This is a genomic window from Pseudomonas phytophila (assembly GCF_025643095.1).
Classification (GTDB): Bacteria; Pseudomonadota; Gammaproteobacteria; order Pseudomonadales; family Pseudomonadaceae; genus Aquipseudomonas; species Aquipseudomonas quasicaspiana.
Genome location: NZ_CP081201.1, coordinates 5,979,914 through 5,994,762, shown reverse-complemented (window position 1 = coordinate 5,994,762; position 14,849 = coordinate 5,979,914). Strand labels below are relative to the sequence as shown.

Annotated in this window: 15 protein-coding genes; 7 read left to right on the top strand and 8 right to left on the bottom strand. The window is 55.4% G+C overall.

Annotated elements, in window-relative coordinates:
- The first annotated feature begins 68 nt into the window (after positions 1-68).
- The 7 genes from K3169_RS26990 to K3169_RS26960 all read left to right on the top strand — a co-directional run bounded on the left by K3169_RS26990 (position 69) and on the right by K3169_RS26960 (position 4,835).
- Positions 69-332, top strand: coding sequence for an AlpA family transcriptional regulator (locus tag K3169_RS26990; RefSeq protein ID WP_263268984.1), 264 nt, complete (start codon positions 69-71; stop codon positions 330-332).
- Positions 332-739, top strand: a complete 408-nt coding sequence (locus K3169_RS26985; protein ID WP_263268982.1) for a recombinase family protein — start codon at positions 332-334, stop codon at positions 737-739. Before K3169_RS26990 ends, K3169_RS26985 begins: the two co-directional genes overlap by 1 nt.
- Before the next feature lie 211 nt (positions 740-950).
- The gene (locus K3169_RS26980; RefSeq protein ID WP_263268981.1) at positions 951-1,538 is read left to right on the top strand and encodes a recombinase family protein; all 588 of its coding nucleotides are present in this window, start codon (positions 951-953) and stop codon (positions 1,536-1,538) included.
- A gap of 2 nt (positions 1,539-1,540) precedes the next feature.
- Positions 1,541-2,194: a helix-turn-helix domain-containing protein gene (locus tag K3169_RS26975; RefSeq protein ID WP_263268980.1), complete on the top strand. Its 654-nt coding sequence runs from the start codon at positions 1,541-1,543 to the stop codon at positions 2,192-2,194.
- 109 nt (positions 2,195-2,303) lie between these two features.
- On the top strand, positions 2,304-3,149 hold the full coding sequence (locus K3169_RS26970) for a hypothetical protein (RefSeq protein ID WP_263268978.1): 846 nt from the start codon (positions 2,304-2,306) through the stop codon (positions 3,147-3,149).
- A 388-nt stretch (positions 3,150-3,537) separates the two neighbouring features.
- Positions 3,538-4,368: a hypothetical protein gene (locus K3169_RS26965; RefSeq protein ID WP_263268977.1), complete on the top strand. Its 831-nt coding sequence runs from the start codon at positions 3,538-3,540 to the stop codon at positions 4,366-4,368.
- On the top strand, positions 4,365-4,835 hold the full coding sequence (locus K3169_RS26960; RefSeq protein ID WP_263268975.1) for a hypothetical protein: 471 nt from the start codon (positions 4,365-4,367) through the stop codon (positions 4,833-4,835). The genes K3169_RS26965 and K3169_RS26960 overlap by 4 nt, the downstream gene beginning before the upstream one ends.
- 55 nt (positions 4,836-4,890) lie before the next feature.
- Here K3169_RS26960 and K3169_RS26955 read toward each other — a convergent pair whose 3' ends face one another.
- The 8 genes from K3169_RS26955 to K3169_RS26920 form a co-directional block, all read right to left on the bottom strand.
- A complete protein-coding gene (locus K3169_RS26955; RefSeq protein WP_263268973.1) occupies positions 4,891-7,479 on the bottom strand; it encodes a DEAD/DEAH box helicase in 2,589 nt (862 codons plus the stop codon).
- Between the two features lie 938 nt (positions 7,480-8,417).
- Positions 8,418-9,143, bottom strand: coding sequence for a helix-turn-helix transcriptional regulator (locus K3169_RS26950; RefSeq protein ID WP_027898626.1), 726 nt, complete (start codon positions 9,141-9,143; stop codon positions 8,418-8,420).
- A gap of 375 nt (positions 9,144-9,518) precedes the next feature.
- A complete protein-coding gene (ppa, locus tag K3169_RS26945; protein ID WP_003317259.1) occupies positions 9,519-10,046 on the bottom strand; it encodes an inorganic diphosphatase in 528 nt (175 codons plus the stop codon).
- A gap of 111 nt (positions 10,047-10,157) precedes the next feature.
- On the bottom strand, positions 10,158-10,970 hold the full coding sequence (locus tag K3169_RS26940) for a zinc-dependent peptidase (RefSeq protein ID WP_263268958.1): 813 nt from the start codon (positions 10,968-10,970) through the stop codon (positions 10,158-10,160).
- Between the two features lie 3 nt (positions 10,971-10,973).
- Positions 10,974-11,621 carry a DedA family protein gene (locus K3169_RS26935; protein ID WP_231675639.1) on the bottom strand — a complete coding sequence of 216 codons (648 nt, stop codon included), beginning with the start codon at positions 11,619-11,621 and terminating at the stop codon, positions 10,974-10,976.
- A gap of 259 nt (positions 11,622-11,880) precedes the next feature.
- The gene (locus tag K3169_RS26930; RefSeq protein WP_027898136.1) at positions 11,881-12,339 is read right to left on the bottom strand and encodes a GNAT family N-acetyltransferase; all 459 of its coding nucleotides are present in this window, start codon (positions 12,337-12,339) and stop codon (positions 11,881-11,883) included.
- Positions 12,340-12,426: 87 nt separating this feature from the next.
- On the bottom strand, positions 12,427-13,263 hold the full coding sequence (gene eutC, locus K3169_RS26925; protein WP_263272362.1) for an ethanolamine ammonia-lyase subunit EutC: 837 nt from the start codon (positions 13,261-13,263) through the stop codon (positions 12,427-12,429).
- A gap of 11 nt (positions 13,264-13,274) precedes the next feature.
- Positions 13,275-14,669 (bottom strand): ethanolamine ammonia-lyase subunit EutB, encoded by a 1,395-nt coding sequence (locus K3169_RS26920; RefSeq protein ID WP_263268955.1) that lies wholly within the window; start codon positions 14,667-14,669, stop codon positions 13,275-13,277.
- Positions 14,670-14,849: the final 180 nt, after the last annotated feature.

The window sequence follows — 14,849 nt, the reverse complement described above, 5'->3', positions numbered from 1 at the left end:
AATGACTTCTTTGGCGCTGGCGGATTGAATGGCTTCCACCAGTCCACAACACACCAAGGAAGTCCACGATGCAAAACCCTACGTCAAATCATCCTCTCCCGGTCCCCTCCGGATACTCAGGCCGTCGAATCCTCAGACTGCCAAATGTTGAGCTTCTAACCGGGTTCAAGCGCGCCCACATTTACAGTCTTATGACCCAAGGACGCTTTCCGAAGTCGATTCAGCTTGGTCCGAGAGCCGTCGGCTGGGATTCACATGCAATTGATAGGTGGATCGAGGAACGCATTGGCGGAGACTTGTTCTTTTGCCCTTCGGCCGGAGGAGCACTCTGATGGCGACTTACGGTTATATCGTTCTCAGCGGAGACACGAACAAGACTGTTAGCCAAGCTTGCGACATTGCCAAGGCTGTTACCCAGGCTTGCGACATTGGCAAGCTTGATGGTGTGTTTGCAGAAGAAGCGTCGAACCGGTCGGTCAACATTCTCAAAAGACCGAAATTTCTCGAGGTACGGAGGGCGCTTAGTAGTGGAGACACATTCGTCGTTGCCGCAACGGACATGCTAGGCACCAACCCAAAAGAGCTTTTGCAGGCTTTGCAGTCACTTAGCAGAAAAGGTGTGTCAGTCGTCTTAGCGCGAGCACGCGTCACCCTCAATAGCCCCGATGGAAAGGCGTACATGGCTTTGCTCAGATCTGTCGTGAAGATGCAGGTGAGGCTCCAGCGCTTGCAGTGGTGATTTCATGCTCACCGCATGGTTGTGGATGGGGCTCGCGCCTCGTCCACACGATTGTTGCTAGCTCAGAGAGTGTGCCTTTTTAGCCAGTGAAACCGGATTGATATACCGCCCGTAAACGTTGGTCGTCGACATGGCTCAGAACTGTTGTTTTATTCTGAGCTATCCCGTATATTCTGAGCCATACTTTTGAGCCAGATAGCGGTGAGTTCCCATGACAGTCCTAGCCTATGTTCGAGTCAGCACCGAAGACCAGAGCACGAACGCTCAGCGTCACGCGATCACTGAACGGCACAACGTCGGTAAATGGTTTGAGGATCAAGCTGTCAGCGGCGCAACGAAAGCCCTGGAGCGCCCAAGTTTCGCAGAGTTGTTCAAATACGCACGAGAGGGCGACACCCTCGTCGTCGCTGCAATTGACCGCCTGGGACGCGATACCTTGGACTTGCTCACGACAGTTCAAGCGCTAGAGGGGAAAGGTGTGGCAGTAGTTTCACTACGAGAAGGTTTTGATCTGTCGACGCCCATCGGAAAGGCGATGCTTACGATGTTGGGTGCAGTCGCTGAGCTTGAGCGATCAAACATTAAAGCCCGTCAGTTGGCCGGTATTACACGAGCAAAGGCCACAGGGCAGAAGCTGGGCGCGCCGAAGCGTATCGATGACGAGGCTGTCCGCATCTGGCGCGAAGCAAACAAGGCGACGATTCAAGAGACGGCTACACAATTTTCGATATCGATTGCGGCAGTGAAGCGGGCGTGCGCCGGCAAATCTTCGGCGACTGTAAGGACGGAGGGGGCGTAATCATGTCAGGTAAGCAGAAGACTCCAGATCAAGAAACACAAGCAGTGGTGCTGAGAGAAGCCGGTTGGACCGTATCGGCAATCGCTGACCGGCTCGCCATAAGTGTCAGCACTGTGCAGCGTCTCTTGAAGAAGCATCATGTGGTTGCGGGCGCCGGGACTCAGGCCCTGATTGAAAAGGCCAGAGAGGAACTATTGACTGCTGCGTTCTCCTTGGAGGCGGTTCAGCAAACAGCTGCGTCATTGGTAGCCGACGAGCTCGCGCTGGTCCGGCAGATCCGACAAAAGATAGCCAGTTCGGTCGAGAATCTCGATCCGACAAACCCCATAGCCTTCCGTGGGCTTGCTGCGGCCTCGACGGCACTGAAACTCACTCAAGATGTTACTCGTCGCGCGTTGCCTATCGACAAGCTCGGTCAGGCGATGGAAATCGAAGAGCTACCGGAGCTTCGGATTCGGATCATGACGGAGGACGATGTTGCAGAGATGCGGATGCAGCAACGCATCGAAGAAGCTGAACGAGATGGAGATCTTCAAAGCCTCAACGATGAGCACGAAAACTTGCGATGGATGGCATCCAGGCGACTGGCACAGTTGAGTCGTGGAGATGACGACATCGTAATCGAGGGCGATGATTCACTTATGACCGGAACCTGACCGGTCAAGTGTCAAACCCTTAGAACGCAGTGTAAGCATCGACCACCATGGCTGTTCTGCCGGTATAGTCATTTTGAAAATCGGATCCGAGACCTGGGAGCAGCAGGCCATGAATGATCACAAACGCCTTTCCGACACTTCATCACCGCCCCGCGCTGGAGTAAATGCAAAAACAATCCGTCGGCGAGTGGCTGCTGGAGCGCTTGTAACCTCAGGTCAGGCACGACTCCTAGCTGGCTTTGCTGCCGGTATGGAAAAACGGGTAGCAGCTATTAGTCAACTGAACCCTCAGGTAGATCAGACAGGCATAGAACGTATCCAGAAGATCGATTCCTATGTTCGAAGCCTTGCAAGGAGCTACCTCTCTACCGGCAAGCTCCCGGATTGGTCTAAGAGCCTCAGTAAAGACATCAAGCAGTTCTTCCGGCTGCGTCATCTCCTCTCACAGCCTCACGCTCAAGTAATCAGTATTCGCTTAGGGCACAAGGTCGCGGAGGCGGCCCTGAGTGCTCCCAGAGGTCCTGCTGACTACCTAGCTGGCGTGATCATGAGAACGCTCAAGGTTTTGGATGTTAATACCGAATTGGCATTCAACCTTGAGTTTGTGCACGGTGCCTGTCGTGAGAACCATCCACTGCACATTCACGGTGTGCTGTGTGTGCCGGATGACCAGTTACCTGCCGTCATAGATGCGCTCACCCGGGCGCTTGCTGCCGGGTATAGGGCTCGATGGAAAAATGTAGCTGTGTTGCTTGAGAGGCCGCAGAGTCCAGGCTTCTGGGCCAGCTACTGCATCAAGGAGTCGGCCGTGACCTCCGGGATATTGTTTAGGAACTTTGGCCGGACGGATTCGGCGTCTTATGCCACTCGCGGCCAGACTCGCAACGCGAGAGCGTTCTACGCCAAGATCGACAAGTGGTTTGGCATGGGGTTAGCACAGATCTTGCCGACCTGACTCTACACAAATGGCTCCCAGAAAGACGCTGGCGCTGGGTTGCAGACAGCGTTACACAAACCTTGCCGTGCATTTAGAAAGCTCTCGTAGCGCTCATTGATGGGCTGCTTACGGCATGAAAGAATACCGGATCACCTTGGGCAGACTTGAATCTGAGCGAGGGGCAAAAGCCGTCCGCACTACGCCACTCTAAAGCTGACACAGGAGGCGAGAGCTTTGAGCCCATCAGTGCCTGGCTCGTGATACTGCTTGACCAGTCAACGATGCGTGCGACCTCCGCATGCGAGGGACCATCTGTCGTGATAGCCTAGGAGGCACACTACCAGACGCTTACTTCTGTTCGGGGGCGACGTCAGCTTCCACCAAGGCACGGAAAACTAAGACACTTATGGAATGGACTACTGCTCTTTCACTTGCGGCTCGTATAGGCAAGCAAAGCTACGACAATCGTTACACGATCCAGAAATATTGGACGCATGTGAAAGCTTATCTGAACCTTGGTGCAACCCAAATAGTGGTAACTGGCCATGCTGGTGTGGGTAAGACCCTGCTTACAGCCCAAATGCACGGACGAGCCCGTGAGCTTGCCTTCGATCTACCCTTGGAATCGCTAAACGTTGAAGTCGCCGCCGTCTCAGCTGGATCCTGGACAAAGCTAGTCAGGGTTCTTCCGGGTCAAGATGGTTATCGATCGAAAGGCGCAATCGAGTCCTTTCAGGACAATGACCAACTCGAAGGGGCAATCCACTTAGTGGATTTTGGTTATCAAGCTCCTCGCGACTCGGTTTTAGCAAACGCGCTGATAAATACTGACGGACTAACGACCATCGAAAAATTGCGCCAGCGCAATCTGCGGCTGGAATTAGAAGACCTGAGGGTTTTCTTGACCGACGTTAGAAGAATGTGGTCAACACACGCTAAGCCTAAGTGGGTAGTGATTGCCGTTAACAAAGTCGATCTTTTTGCTGATGAGCGAGAGGCTGCATTGGCGCATTACCACCCGGCCGGTACAAGTGCCTTCAGCCGTATGCTTTCCGACTTTCAGCGAGATCTTGGGGCTCAGAATATTGGAGTATATGTCCTTCAAGCATGCGCCTACGAGAAAGACTTTGAATGGAATGGTGAAGTGAGAAGATCCCTGCTTGAGCGCCAGGAGCAAGATAAGATCCTACTCGAGTTCACTAGGAGCGTCGCTGCTATATCGACGGCCCACTCATGAAACATACGGGGCCAACTTCTGAGCTTTTCGATGAGTTGAATGAGCTTGTGGACCTTGCAGAGCAGTCCGCAAAAGCAATTGATGAGCTAGTCGAAAGGCTCGACGGGGCTCGATTGAGAGTTCTGCTTAACGTTGTTGTGCTCTACGCCCTACTTATATCATTGGGTTATTTTGCATTTTATTCTGGGAGCGATTACTCAATTTCTAGCTCTTGGAAAGTCGCCAGCACCGCCTTCGGAATGGTCGTGGTGGGCGGCTCACTATCCCTGCTGTATAGCTATTTTTTGCGAATGCGAAAAACGAGTCGCGACTTACGCGTCGAACAAGATATTCACAATCGATTAATGAGTCTCATTGACGGTCAGAAGCGTCGCATGGACGCTGATGGTTATTTTTCGGCTGTAGCGGAAGCAACTTTTTCTATACGTCTGAGGCGCCTGGATCGAACTGACCGGAAGTCAACATAACCGCACCTCAGTGCCTTCTTAAGCAATGTAGCGCTAAGAAGGCACTGCTAATTGATTAAAGCACAGCTATCAGATGCTCTCGTGCCGGCCGATTAGAGAGCCACGCTGTAAGTCCGGGAGCGTCAGCTCGAACCTCAACGAGGGCTTCAGCGGCTTGAGCTCTCCATGCTAGGTCTCCTGGCTCTGTGAAGTTGCGCCGTAGCTCTCGAATACTGCTAAGAGCCATCTCCGACCATGCCAGGAAGTCGTTCAAGCTCCAATGAGCTACGCGGCCTAGGTGTGGAATAGCACCCTGTTTAGCTTTTGTAGCAGGTGTTAATAGTACAGAGCATATAGACGCTGTAGCCGCGCCAGCTACATGCTCTCGTAGCCAGTCGGGATGCGAGGCTGCCTGCCTAGCCTTGGTCGCATCAATGGTACTGTCTTCACCTTTTGCATTTGCATGGTCCTCAAAAACGATAGCGATATCGCCAATAATCCACCATGGATCTGGAGATGCATCGATTTCTTTCTTCCCTGCGTTAAAGCCTAGATGCTGCCCTAAGAGTACTTGTGCTTGCTCAAACGTTCCTGCTGCAAGCAACCCCTCCCTAATTCGCTTCTCAAAGGCAGTAAATGTCCTGTTGTGAAGAGTTCCAAGTTTGGCGAGGTGGGCTTCTAATTGCTCGACTTGTAACTGTACAGCCGCGTGGTTTGAATCGGCAGCGGAAAGCTCGGTTTTGATTCCACGGGCAAGTGAAATGAGCCACGGGATGCCTGCAGCGGAATCTTTGGCCTTTTTAAACTGCTGTTTAGCATTACCATCGAAGCCGGGCTCACCTTCTGATGAGGCGCGCTCGGCAGCGCTGCCTGCAAGATAGTGCCACAGAGCACGATATCCTCGAAGGCCCGTGTCATTCAGGCCGCCTAGAACCTCTCGCGCAGCTTCGTAGGCACTTACATAATCTTCGTTCCAGATCGCGGCTTGCCATGCGATCTCGTTTGGAACGACGGCAGCCAGTTGGTCCATAGCTGGAAACGCTAACTGAGACACGCTCTCGCGCGTTTCGAGTATGCCTTCGTTAGCGTCCTCCCATTCTTCCTCATGTTCGAGAAAGATTGCGAAATTTTCTAGGATTTCCGCTGTTGTGACGCTAGAAGACTGCTCTATCCCAAACTCAAGCTCCGCCTGCAGTTCTGGATGCAGATAGCTGCGCCGCTTCCGGTCCGTTAGATAAGCTGGGAGATCTTCTCCGGTCACAACGACGGCCGAATAGTCGTTAAGCCCTCTTGTACAACGTCCAATCGCCTGAAGCACCCTCGTTTGAATGCGCTCGTTAAACAGGAGGTTGGCGCCCATTCGATTCATGAGGAAGCGTTCTTGTAGATTCGTAGCGCGTGGAAGGCCCTCCACAAAAAGAAGCCGGCAGTCTTCATCTGGGAAGTCAATACCGTCAAATCTGTTTGCTACTACCGCAACAGCTGGACTAGTGTTGGTAAACGCCGTCTTGCTATCTTCCAAATCGTTCGCACGAAACACCTTGAAGCGAAGCGCTGTTTTCACGTCCTCTGCTATATCATCCGCACTTGCACCGCTAGGAGTTAGAACTAGGCTACGTCCAGCCCGCTTCATCAGTTCATGTCGAAGCTTTATGCTGCCAGCCTCGTCTAGTGACATCTCCGGAAAAACGAAGAACCGACGTCCTATCCCTTGCCGATCCCAGCCGTCTGGAATCTGCAAACGCTTAATTTTACTGCGTCCCGTTAGCCGTTCTAGATCGCCTCCTGCTCCCAAAGTCGCGGACATGAAAATGCGCTGTGTTGCGTCTGAAAATGGCTTGTGCGTCCAAGTAGGAGGGATCAAGGGGCGTAGCAGTATTTCTGTGGCGGACAGGTAGAGTTGGCATCCTTGCAGGCGGTCTCCAAGCATTCGCCACACGTATCTTTGATCGCCGTCACCAACATTTTCAGAGATTGCTGCGCGTAGCTCGCTAGCGATCTCATCTATTTGATGAGTGGGAATTTTATCCACCCAAGTTAGGTCGTCAACGCTGCTCCAGTTGCCGGTCAGGCGCGCGTAGCTTTGGTCAGAAATGACGCACCTCAGAACGCTAACCACTGCCTGGAAGAGCGTTGCATCTTCAGAGCGTTGGATGCGCATCGTCCACTGGCTTGCTATGTAGTTCTCTGCTGCATGCGCATCATCAATGATGATGATGTCTGGCGCTTCAAAAAATGGATTTACGTTGAAGAGGCTGTTGTACGTAGTCACCGCTATGCGCTGACCGCTTAGATAGGCTGCTTTGGCATCTGGTGTGTAACGTTTGACCTGTCCTGTGAAAGCCTCAACCGACAGGCCGTACTTCGTTGACGCCTCCTCGACAACCTGGTTTACCAGTTGTCGAGTAGGGCACAGGTAGACAACTCTCTCCTTGAACTTGCGGCGCCGCCATTCAGCGAGCAGGAGCCCGACTAGCGTTTTCCCGCTGCCGGTCGGTAGCTGTAGTGCAACGTCGCTAACAGTAAGTGCGTCCGAAACATATGTTCTAAGTATCTGGCCTTGATGGTCGTATAGGCTTGGATGTTTGCGGCGAGGCAGATCACGAAACAGTCGGTCCGGGCTCTCAGGAACAGGTGTTTGAGTTGGGGGTTTTTTGAACGCCATGATTTTCGGCCCTAGTGCAGCTGTAAGCGTCGCCTATGAGAACGGCGCTGAATACACCAGAGGGGAGCTCGTGCTTTTGGGCAAAGTACTTGGACCACAGTACTGGCGGAGCGCATCCGGGCGCAAACAGCTGGTCCTTCGGCTTGCGCAGTCCTGCTTAGCGCTAGCGTCCAGCTACCATTGCCGTTAGTAATGGCTCGACGCTACCAAATCGCCGGCGGTCTGTCACTTAGGGGGCGTAATTTAATCAGCATTGCTTGGCTGCTCAACGCAGCTTGTAGCTTCCTTTCTGGATTAGCTCAAGCGGTTGGAGGCGTATGGGCTGAAGTATGGGCTGAGCTAAGGCGTTCATTGAAATGGCCTTCTTTGCACGCTCATGAGGCATTAAAAAGCCGGCTTGTGGCCGGCTTCTCAAGGACGAGCTTGGTTTGTTTTTGGCAAACCGTGCTCGCCTTTAACAGGTGCGCTCAGCGAGTGGCGCTAATTAGGATGGTGACGCTGACCAGGTTCTAGTCTGGGCGTAACCGTCGGCGTCGGAGCGTTGTGTGCTTTGGGCCGGGATGGCGCAGAGGATACTGATGTTCGCGGCTGTTGCCCAGTCTTGAAACACTTTGACTTGGCATTGTGGATGTCCGACATCACGCTTGCCTGACGCTGGTTGGTTAAGTGCACCGTGGATTTCAGGTGACAGCGTCCAGCCTTATCGTCGGAATGCCGCCCAGACCAAGCCTCGCCCACAGAATGCAATCATCCCGACAGGCATGCGAGGTAAAGGAATCTCAGGATGGTCACGGTTCTGTGGGAGCCGAGCTTGCTCGCGATAAACGATAACGCGGTATGACTTCAAACCGCAGCGCTACTATCGCGAGCAAGCTCAGCTCCCACAGGTTTGCTGGCAAGTCGGATTGCCGCCTGCTCGCTCCAACAGATCACCACCCTCACCGAAACGCTATCCCATGCCGCCGCGTGTTCAGCGTCGACCACCAGAACACCCAGCCCAGTACGCGGATGCCTTGCTGCTCGATCTGTTCGGCTGAGAACAGTTCGTCTGGGTATTCGGCGCTGTTGTGGCTGCGCAGGCGCAGGCCGTTGCCGGGTAGGCGGTAGAGGTATTTCACGCGCAGCATGCCACCGTGTTCCAGGGCGTACATTTCGCCGTCGATGATTCGGGTCAGGCCGCGGTCGATGCCGAGTACGGAGCCGTCCTGGATCTTGTCGGCCATGCTGTTGCCGATCATGGCGACGCAGATGGCGTTGTCGATGTTGATATTCATGCTTTGCAGCACATGCAGCGGCAGGCGGATTTTCTTGCCGGGGGCTTCAGCGATAAGGGTGTCGCCGGTGTCCGATTCGGTTTCCTTATAGACCGGCACTTCCACGTCGCTGCGCAGCGAGCTGCGGTTGGCGTGGCGGGACGCGCCGCTGTCGCCGCCATTGTTTTCATTGGCCGAGTCGCACGGATGCTTGGGGCCTTCGCCCGTGCGCAGCCACCGTGCGTTGACGGTTAACAGTTCAGCCACTTCGTCCAGACGGGCCATGGGGATGCCCCGCTTGAACCAGTTGTTCACATGCTGAGGCGTGACCTTCCGGTTGGCGGCGAAGTCCGTGGCTGAGAGGTGGCACTCCCGCAGGAGGGCGCGTAGTCGATCACCTGATGTATTCATGACCCCGAGTTTACGGCGCTCGTTAGCGGGTTTAAATAAACGAGGTGTTCAAATGAGCGGTGTGTCTAATTGTCCTGCGAGCCCCGGGATTACAGGGTTTGACGGGTTTTGTAGGGCGCTTCTGTCATTGGTTTGTGGCGGGTAAACAGTGCGGATTTAGTTCAGCGCGCAATGGCAGGCCTGGAGGTCTGTTTATCGGGTTTAACGGGGGGAGTTGTTTGTTTGGCGGGTGTTTACTGAAAAAAATGATTGTTTTCGCAGAACGATCAATCGGCATGAATGTTTGCCGGGAGCGTTTTAAAGAATCGGAGGGTTTTGCGAGGGATGTTAACGGAGCATCTGTTGCAGATGCTCCGTTGACGATGCAGCAATCGATCAGCCTTTGTAGGCAGCAACCGATTTGGTGATCTCGGCACGGGCGGCGTCTGCGTTACCCCAGCCTTCGATTTTCACCCATTTGCCTTTCTCGAGATCTTTGTAGTTCTCGAAGAAGTGCTTGATCTGCTCCAGCAGCAGTGGAGGCAGGTCGGTGTATTCCTTCACGTCGACGTACAGCTGGGACAGCTTGTCGTGTGGGACTGCGATGACTTTGGCATCGCCGCCGCCGTCGTCGGTCATGTGCAGGATGCCGACTGGACGGGCGCGGATAACCGAACCTGGGGTAACCGGGTAAGGGGTTACAACCAGCACGTCGAGGGGGTCACCGTCGTCAGCCAGGGTGTTCGGGATGAAACCGTAGTTGGCCGGGTAGAACATCGGCGTCGCCATGAAACGGTCAACGAACAGGCAATCGGAATCTTTGTCGATTTCGTATTTGATCGGCGCGTGGTTGGCCGGAATTTCGATCGCGACGTAGATGTCGTTCGGCAGGTCTTTACCGGCCGGAATCTTGCTGTAGCTCATTGGGCATTGCCCCCCTTGATTGACCAGACGGCTTTGGCTGGTTACGCCAAAAAGTGGGCCGGATTATAGGCATATTCTGTTGGTGTTGCCACGCGTGGCAGCCTGCAGGGGTTAGTCCTGATTCTGGTAGGAAGGTTCATCACGCTGCAGGTTTTGCAGGCGGCTGAGCGGGTCCTGACGATAGAAGGCTTTGAGCTGCTGGTAGACCGCCGGGTAAGCATCAACCAATAGATCCGGTGCGCAGAAGAAGTATTCGCTGGTCACGGCGAAAAACTCCGCCGGGTCTTCGGCGGCGTAGGGGTCAATGGCGGTTTCGATGTCTGGATCTGCATCGAGTTGGCGGTTCATGTCGTCATAGGCGTGTTGCATGACACTGGCCCACTGGCTGACCTGCATGTCGCCGTGCAGCGGCGGCAGGCCGTTGGCGTCGCCGTTGAGCATGTCGAGTTTGTGCGCCAGTTCGTGGATCACCAGGTTGTACGGCTCCCAGTTGCCGCTGGACAACACGCCGGGCAGGGCGAGGATCACCGGGCCTTGCTGCCAGGCTTCGCCGCTGTGCTCGCCGTCCCATTCGTGTTCGATGCCGCTGGGATCGCGATGGCGCTGCGGGCTGACGAAGTCGTCGGGGTAGATCACCAGTTCGTGAAAGCCCTGATACCAGTTCAGGTCGCCAAGGTTGAGCAATGGCAGTTGCGCCTGCGCGGCGAGATGCAGGCGCTGTTCGTCACTGAGCTCAACGCCCGGCAGGCAGGTGATGTGCTTGTCTTGCAGGAACAGCACGCTATTTTCAAGCAGCAGGGCGTCTTGCTCGGCGCTCAGGCCATCGAGGATTGGCAAACCCTGACGCACCCGCTGCCACAACTCGGCGGCAACGGAGCTCTTGGCTAGCCTGCGTTGCCGACGCCATTGGCTGAACGACCACATCCCTTAGCGGGCGTCCGCCGAGCGAGTCATGCGACCGCGTACCACGCTGATGATCATTGGCAGCAGCGAGATCACGATGATCGCCAGCACCAATACCGACAGGTTCTTCTTGATGAATGGTACGTTGCCAAAGAAGTAGCCGAGGGTGACCAGGCTGCCGACCCATAACACTGAGCCCAGAATGCTGAAACCGAGGAAACGCGGGTAATGCATTCTGCCGACGCCCGCGACAAAAGGAGCGAAGGTGCGAATGATCGGCAGGAAGCGCGCGAGGGTGACGGTCTTGCCGCCATGGCGGTCGTAGAACTCGTGAGTACGGACCAGATAGTCGCGGCGGAAAATCTTCGAGTTAGAGTTCTGGAAGAGTTTTTCCCCTACGGTGCGGCCAATGATGTAGTTGGTGCTGTCACCAAGGATCGCCGCTGCCATCAGCAGGCATGCCAGCAATACAGGATCCATTGCGCCACCGGCGGCTACCGCGCCAGCAATGAACAGCAACGAATCACCCGGCAGGAACGGCATGACCACCAGACCGGTTTCGCAAAAAATCACCAGAAACAGGATCGCGTAGACCCAGGTGCCGTAGTTGGTTACGAGTAAATCGAGGTACACATCCAAGTGCAGAATCAGGTCGAGCGGATTGAAATCCATGTATGGCACCAATAGCGGAGACCCAGACCGGGTCACGTGCGGAAGTAACTACTGAGGAGGTTGCGGCGGGATTATAGAAGCAGAATGGGTGGGGAGGGGGATTGGGTTCTCAGGATCAGTTGTATTCGCGGCAATCATGCAGATCCCGCGCTGTCGTGTGGCGAGTAAGTAGTCTGTAGGAGCTGCCGAAGGCTGCGATGGCTGCGTGTCAGGATAAATGCTTCGCAGCCTTCGGCAGCTCCTACGGAATTGCGGCGTTTCAATCCTCACTGATCGGCAGGACGTAATTCTTGAACTGGGTGTCTTCGCGAAACCCGATGGATTCGTAGACCTTTTGCGCCACTTCGTTATTGCTGCTGGTCGATACGCGCATGCGGACGGCTTGGGTGTCTTTGGCCATTTTCTTTGCGGTGCGCATCAGGTGGTCGGCCACCAGTTGGCGACGGGCATCTTCGGCGACATAGATGTCGTTGAGGATCCACACGCGTTTCAGCGACAGCGAAGAATAGCTCGGATACAGCTGGCAAAAGCCCAGCAGCTTTTTGTCATCGTCGGCAGCCAGCGCCAGGTAGATCACTGATTCATCCCGGCTCAGGCGTTTTTCGAGGAAGGCGCGGGATGAATCCGGAAACGGCAGTTCGCCATAGAACTCGCGGTATTTGACGAATAGCGGGGCTAGCAGGTCCAGGTGTTCCAGTGTGGCTTTAACGATCCGCATGGTTGGGCCTCAACTTCTCGATGACAAATATTCCACAGGCTTGCCGCCCGATGCTGCCGAATGAGTTTAGAAAGCGCAATCTAATGCTCAGTCCGATGGCCCTGCCAGTAGAAAGTTGCCTTTCGTGTTCAGTGGCTCATCGGATTCCAGGCTGTTGAGTTGCGCGTCGTCCTTGAGGTTGACCCCGGATATACCCCGCGTGCAGGCCTCTCGCATCAAGTAAAGCAGACGATGCGCGGCCATTGCGTAACTCAGCCCTTCAAGTCGTACATTCGAGATGCAATTGCGGTGCGCGTCATTGAGACCGACTTTGGGGGCGTAGGTGAAATAAAGGCCCAGACTGTCCGGCGAGCTGAGGCCGGGGCGTTCGCCGATCAGGATCACCGACATTTTTGCCCCGAGCAATTCGCCGATTTCGTCAGCAATCGCGACCCGGCCTTGTTCCACAAGAATCACCGGTGAAAGCGTCCAGCCTTCGGCGCTGGCCAGTTCTTCCATGCGCGCCAGAAACGGCACGGTATGGCGATGCACGGCCAATGCAGACAAACCATCGGCGACCACTACAGCCACATCAATCCCGCCGGGATGTGCTGCTGCGTAATCGCGAAGGGTTTGCGCGGAAGCCTCGTCCAGACGACGGCCTTTGTCCGGGCGTTGCAGATAGCTGTCCCGGTCGGTCGCGGCGCTGTGTAAATGCAGGGTCTCGCGGTTTTTGGCGGTCAGTTGTTCGCTGAGCGCTGCGTGATCGAACGGCAAATGCACGGCATCCCGAGCCTGCGCGTGGGCAAACTGGAAATCCAGTTGCGCACTGGTGGGCAGGCTGGTGCCGGTGCGACCCAGGGCGATTCGCGCGGGGGTGAGGCGGCGCAGTTCCAGCCACGGGTTTGGCGTGCTGTCGGGTCTGCTTTCAGGGAGATCGTCCATCAACTCGTCACTCATGCCAGATGCGCCAAGGCGTTGCGAAAGGCCGGCGGCAGGCTGTCACCGAAGCGTATGCGGCCATCGGCCTGGGTGAAGATGCCCATTTTTTCCAGCCAGGCTTCGTATTCCGGCGCAGCACGCAGGCCCAGTGTTTGCCGGGCGTAGAGTGCGTCGTGGAACGAGGTGGTCTGGTAGTTGAGCATGATGTCGTCAGAGCCGGGGATGCCCATGATGAAATTGATGCCCGCTACCCCCAACAGCGTCAGCAGGGTATCCATGTCGTCCTGATCTGCTTCGGCGTGGTTGGTGTAACAAATGTCGCACCCCATGGGCACGCCCAGCAGCTTGCCGCAGAAGTGATCTTCAAGCCCGGCGCGGATGATCTGTTTGCCGTTGTAGAGGTATTCCGGGCCAATGAAACCGACCACAGTGTTGACCAGAAACGGGTTGAAGTGCCGGGCTACGGCGTAGGCGCGGGTTTCGCAGGTTTGTTGATCGAGGCCGTGATGAGCGTTGGCCGACAGTGCGCTGCCCTGACCTGTCTCGAAATACATCAGGTTCTGGCCCAGCGTGCCGCGATTGAGGCTCAACCCCGCTTCATAACCTTCCTGCAACAGATTGAGGTTGATGCCGAAACTGGAGTTGGCCGCTTCGGTGCCGGTAATCGACTGGAAGACCAGGTCCACCGGTACGCCACGATTGATGACTTCAATCGAAGTGGTGACGTGTGTCAGTACACAAGCCTGAGTCGGGATTTCATAGCGCTGGATAATTGCGTCGAGCATCTCCAGCAGAGCGACGATGGATGAGGTGCTGTCAGTCGCCGGGTTGATGCCGATCATGGCGTCGCCGTTGCCGTATAGCAGACCGTCGAGAATGCTCGCGGCGATACCGGAAGGCTCATCGGTAGGGTGGTTGGGTTGCAGGCGGGTTGATAAGCGACCGCGCAGGCCCAGGGTGCCGCGAAACTTTGTGACCACACGAATCTTCTGCGCCACCAGTACCAGGTCCTGAACGCGCATGATCTTCGACACAGCAGCGGCCATTTCCGGTGTCAGACCGGGGGCGAGGGCGCGCAGGCTGGTTTCGTCGGCTTTGTCGCTGAGCAGCCAGTCACGGAAACCGCCGACGGTCAGATGGCTGACGGGGGCGAAAGCCAGTGTGTCATGAGTGTCGATGATCAGTCGGGTGACTTCGTCCTGTTCATACGGGATCAGCGCTTCTTCGAGGAAGTGCTTGAGGGGAATGTTCGCCAGCGCCATTTGCGCGGCAACTCGCTCGCCATCATTCAACGCCGCTACGCCCGCCAGAAAATCCCCGGAGCGCGCTGGACTGGCCTTGGCCATAACGTCTTTGAGGCTATCAAAGCGATACGTCTGTGCGCCGACGGAGTGGGAAAAGCTTGCCATACAGAATCTCCATGACGCCCCGGTTCAAATACGGGGCGAAGGCAGCAAAGTAAGCAATTAATACTCCATCACGGGCCAAGGTGCCAATTACCGGGGGCGGCGTGTCGTGAATGCAGTGGGTGGCGGCGTTTTGTGAACTGTTTTGGGGCGTTAAGCTCTCTGTGAACTGGAATGCAATCC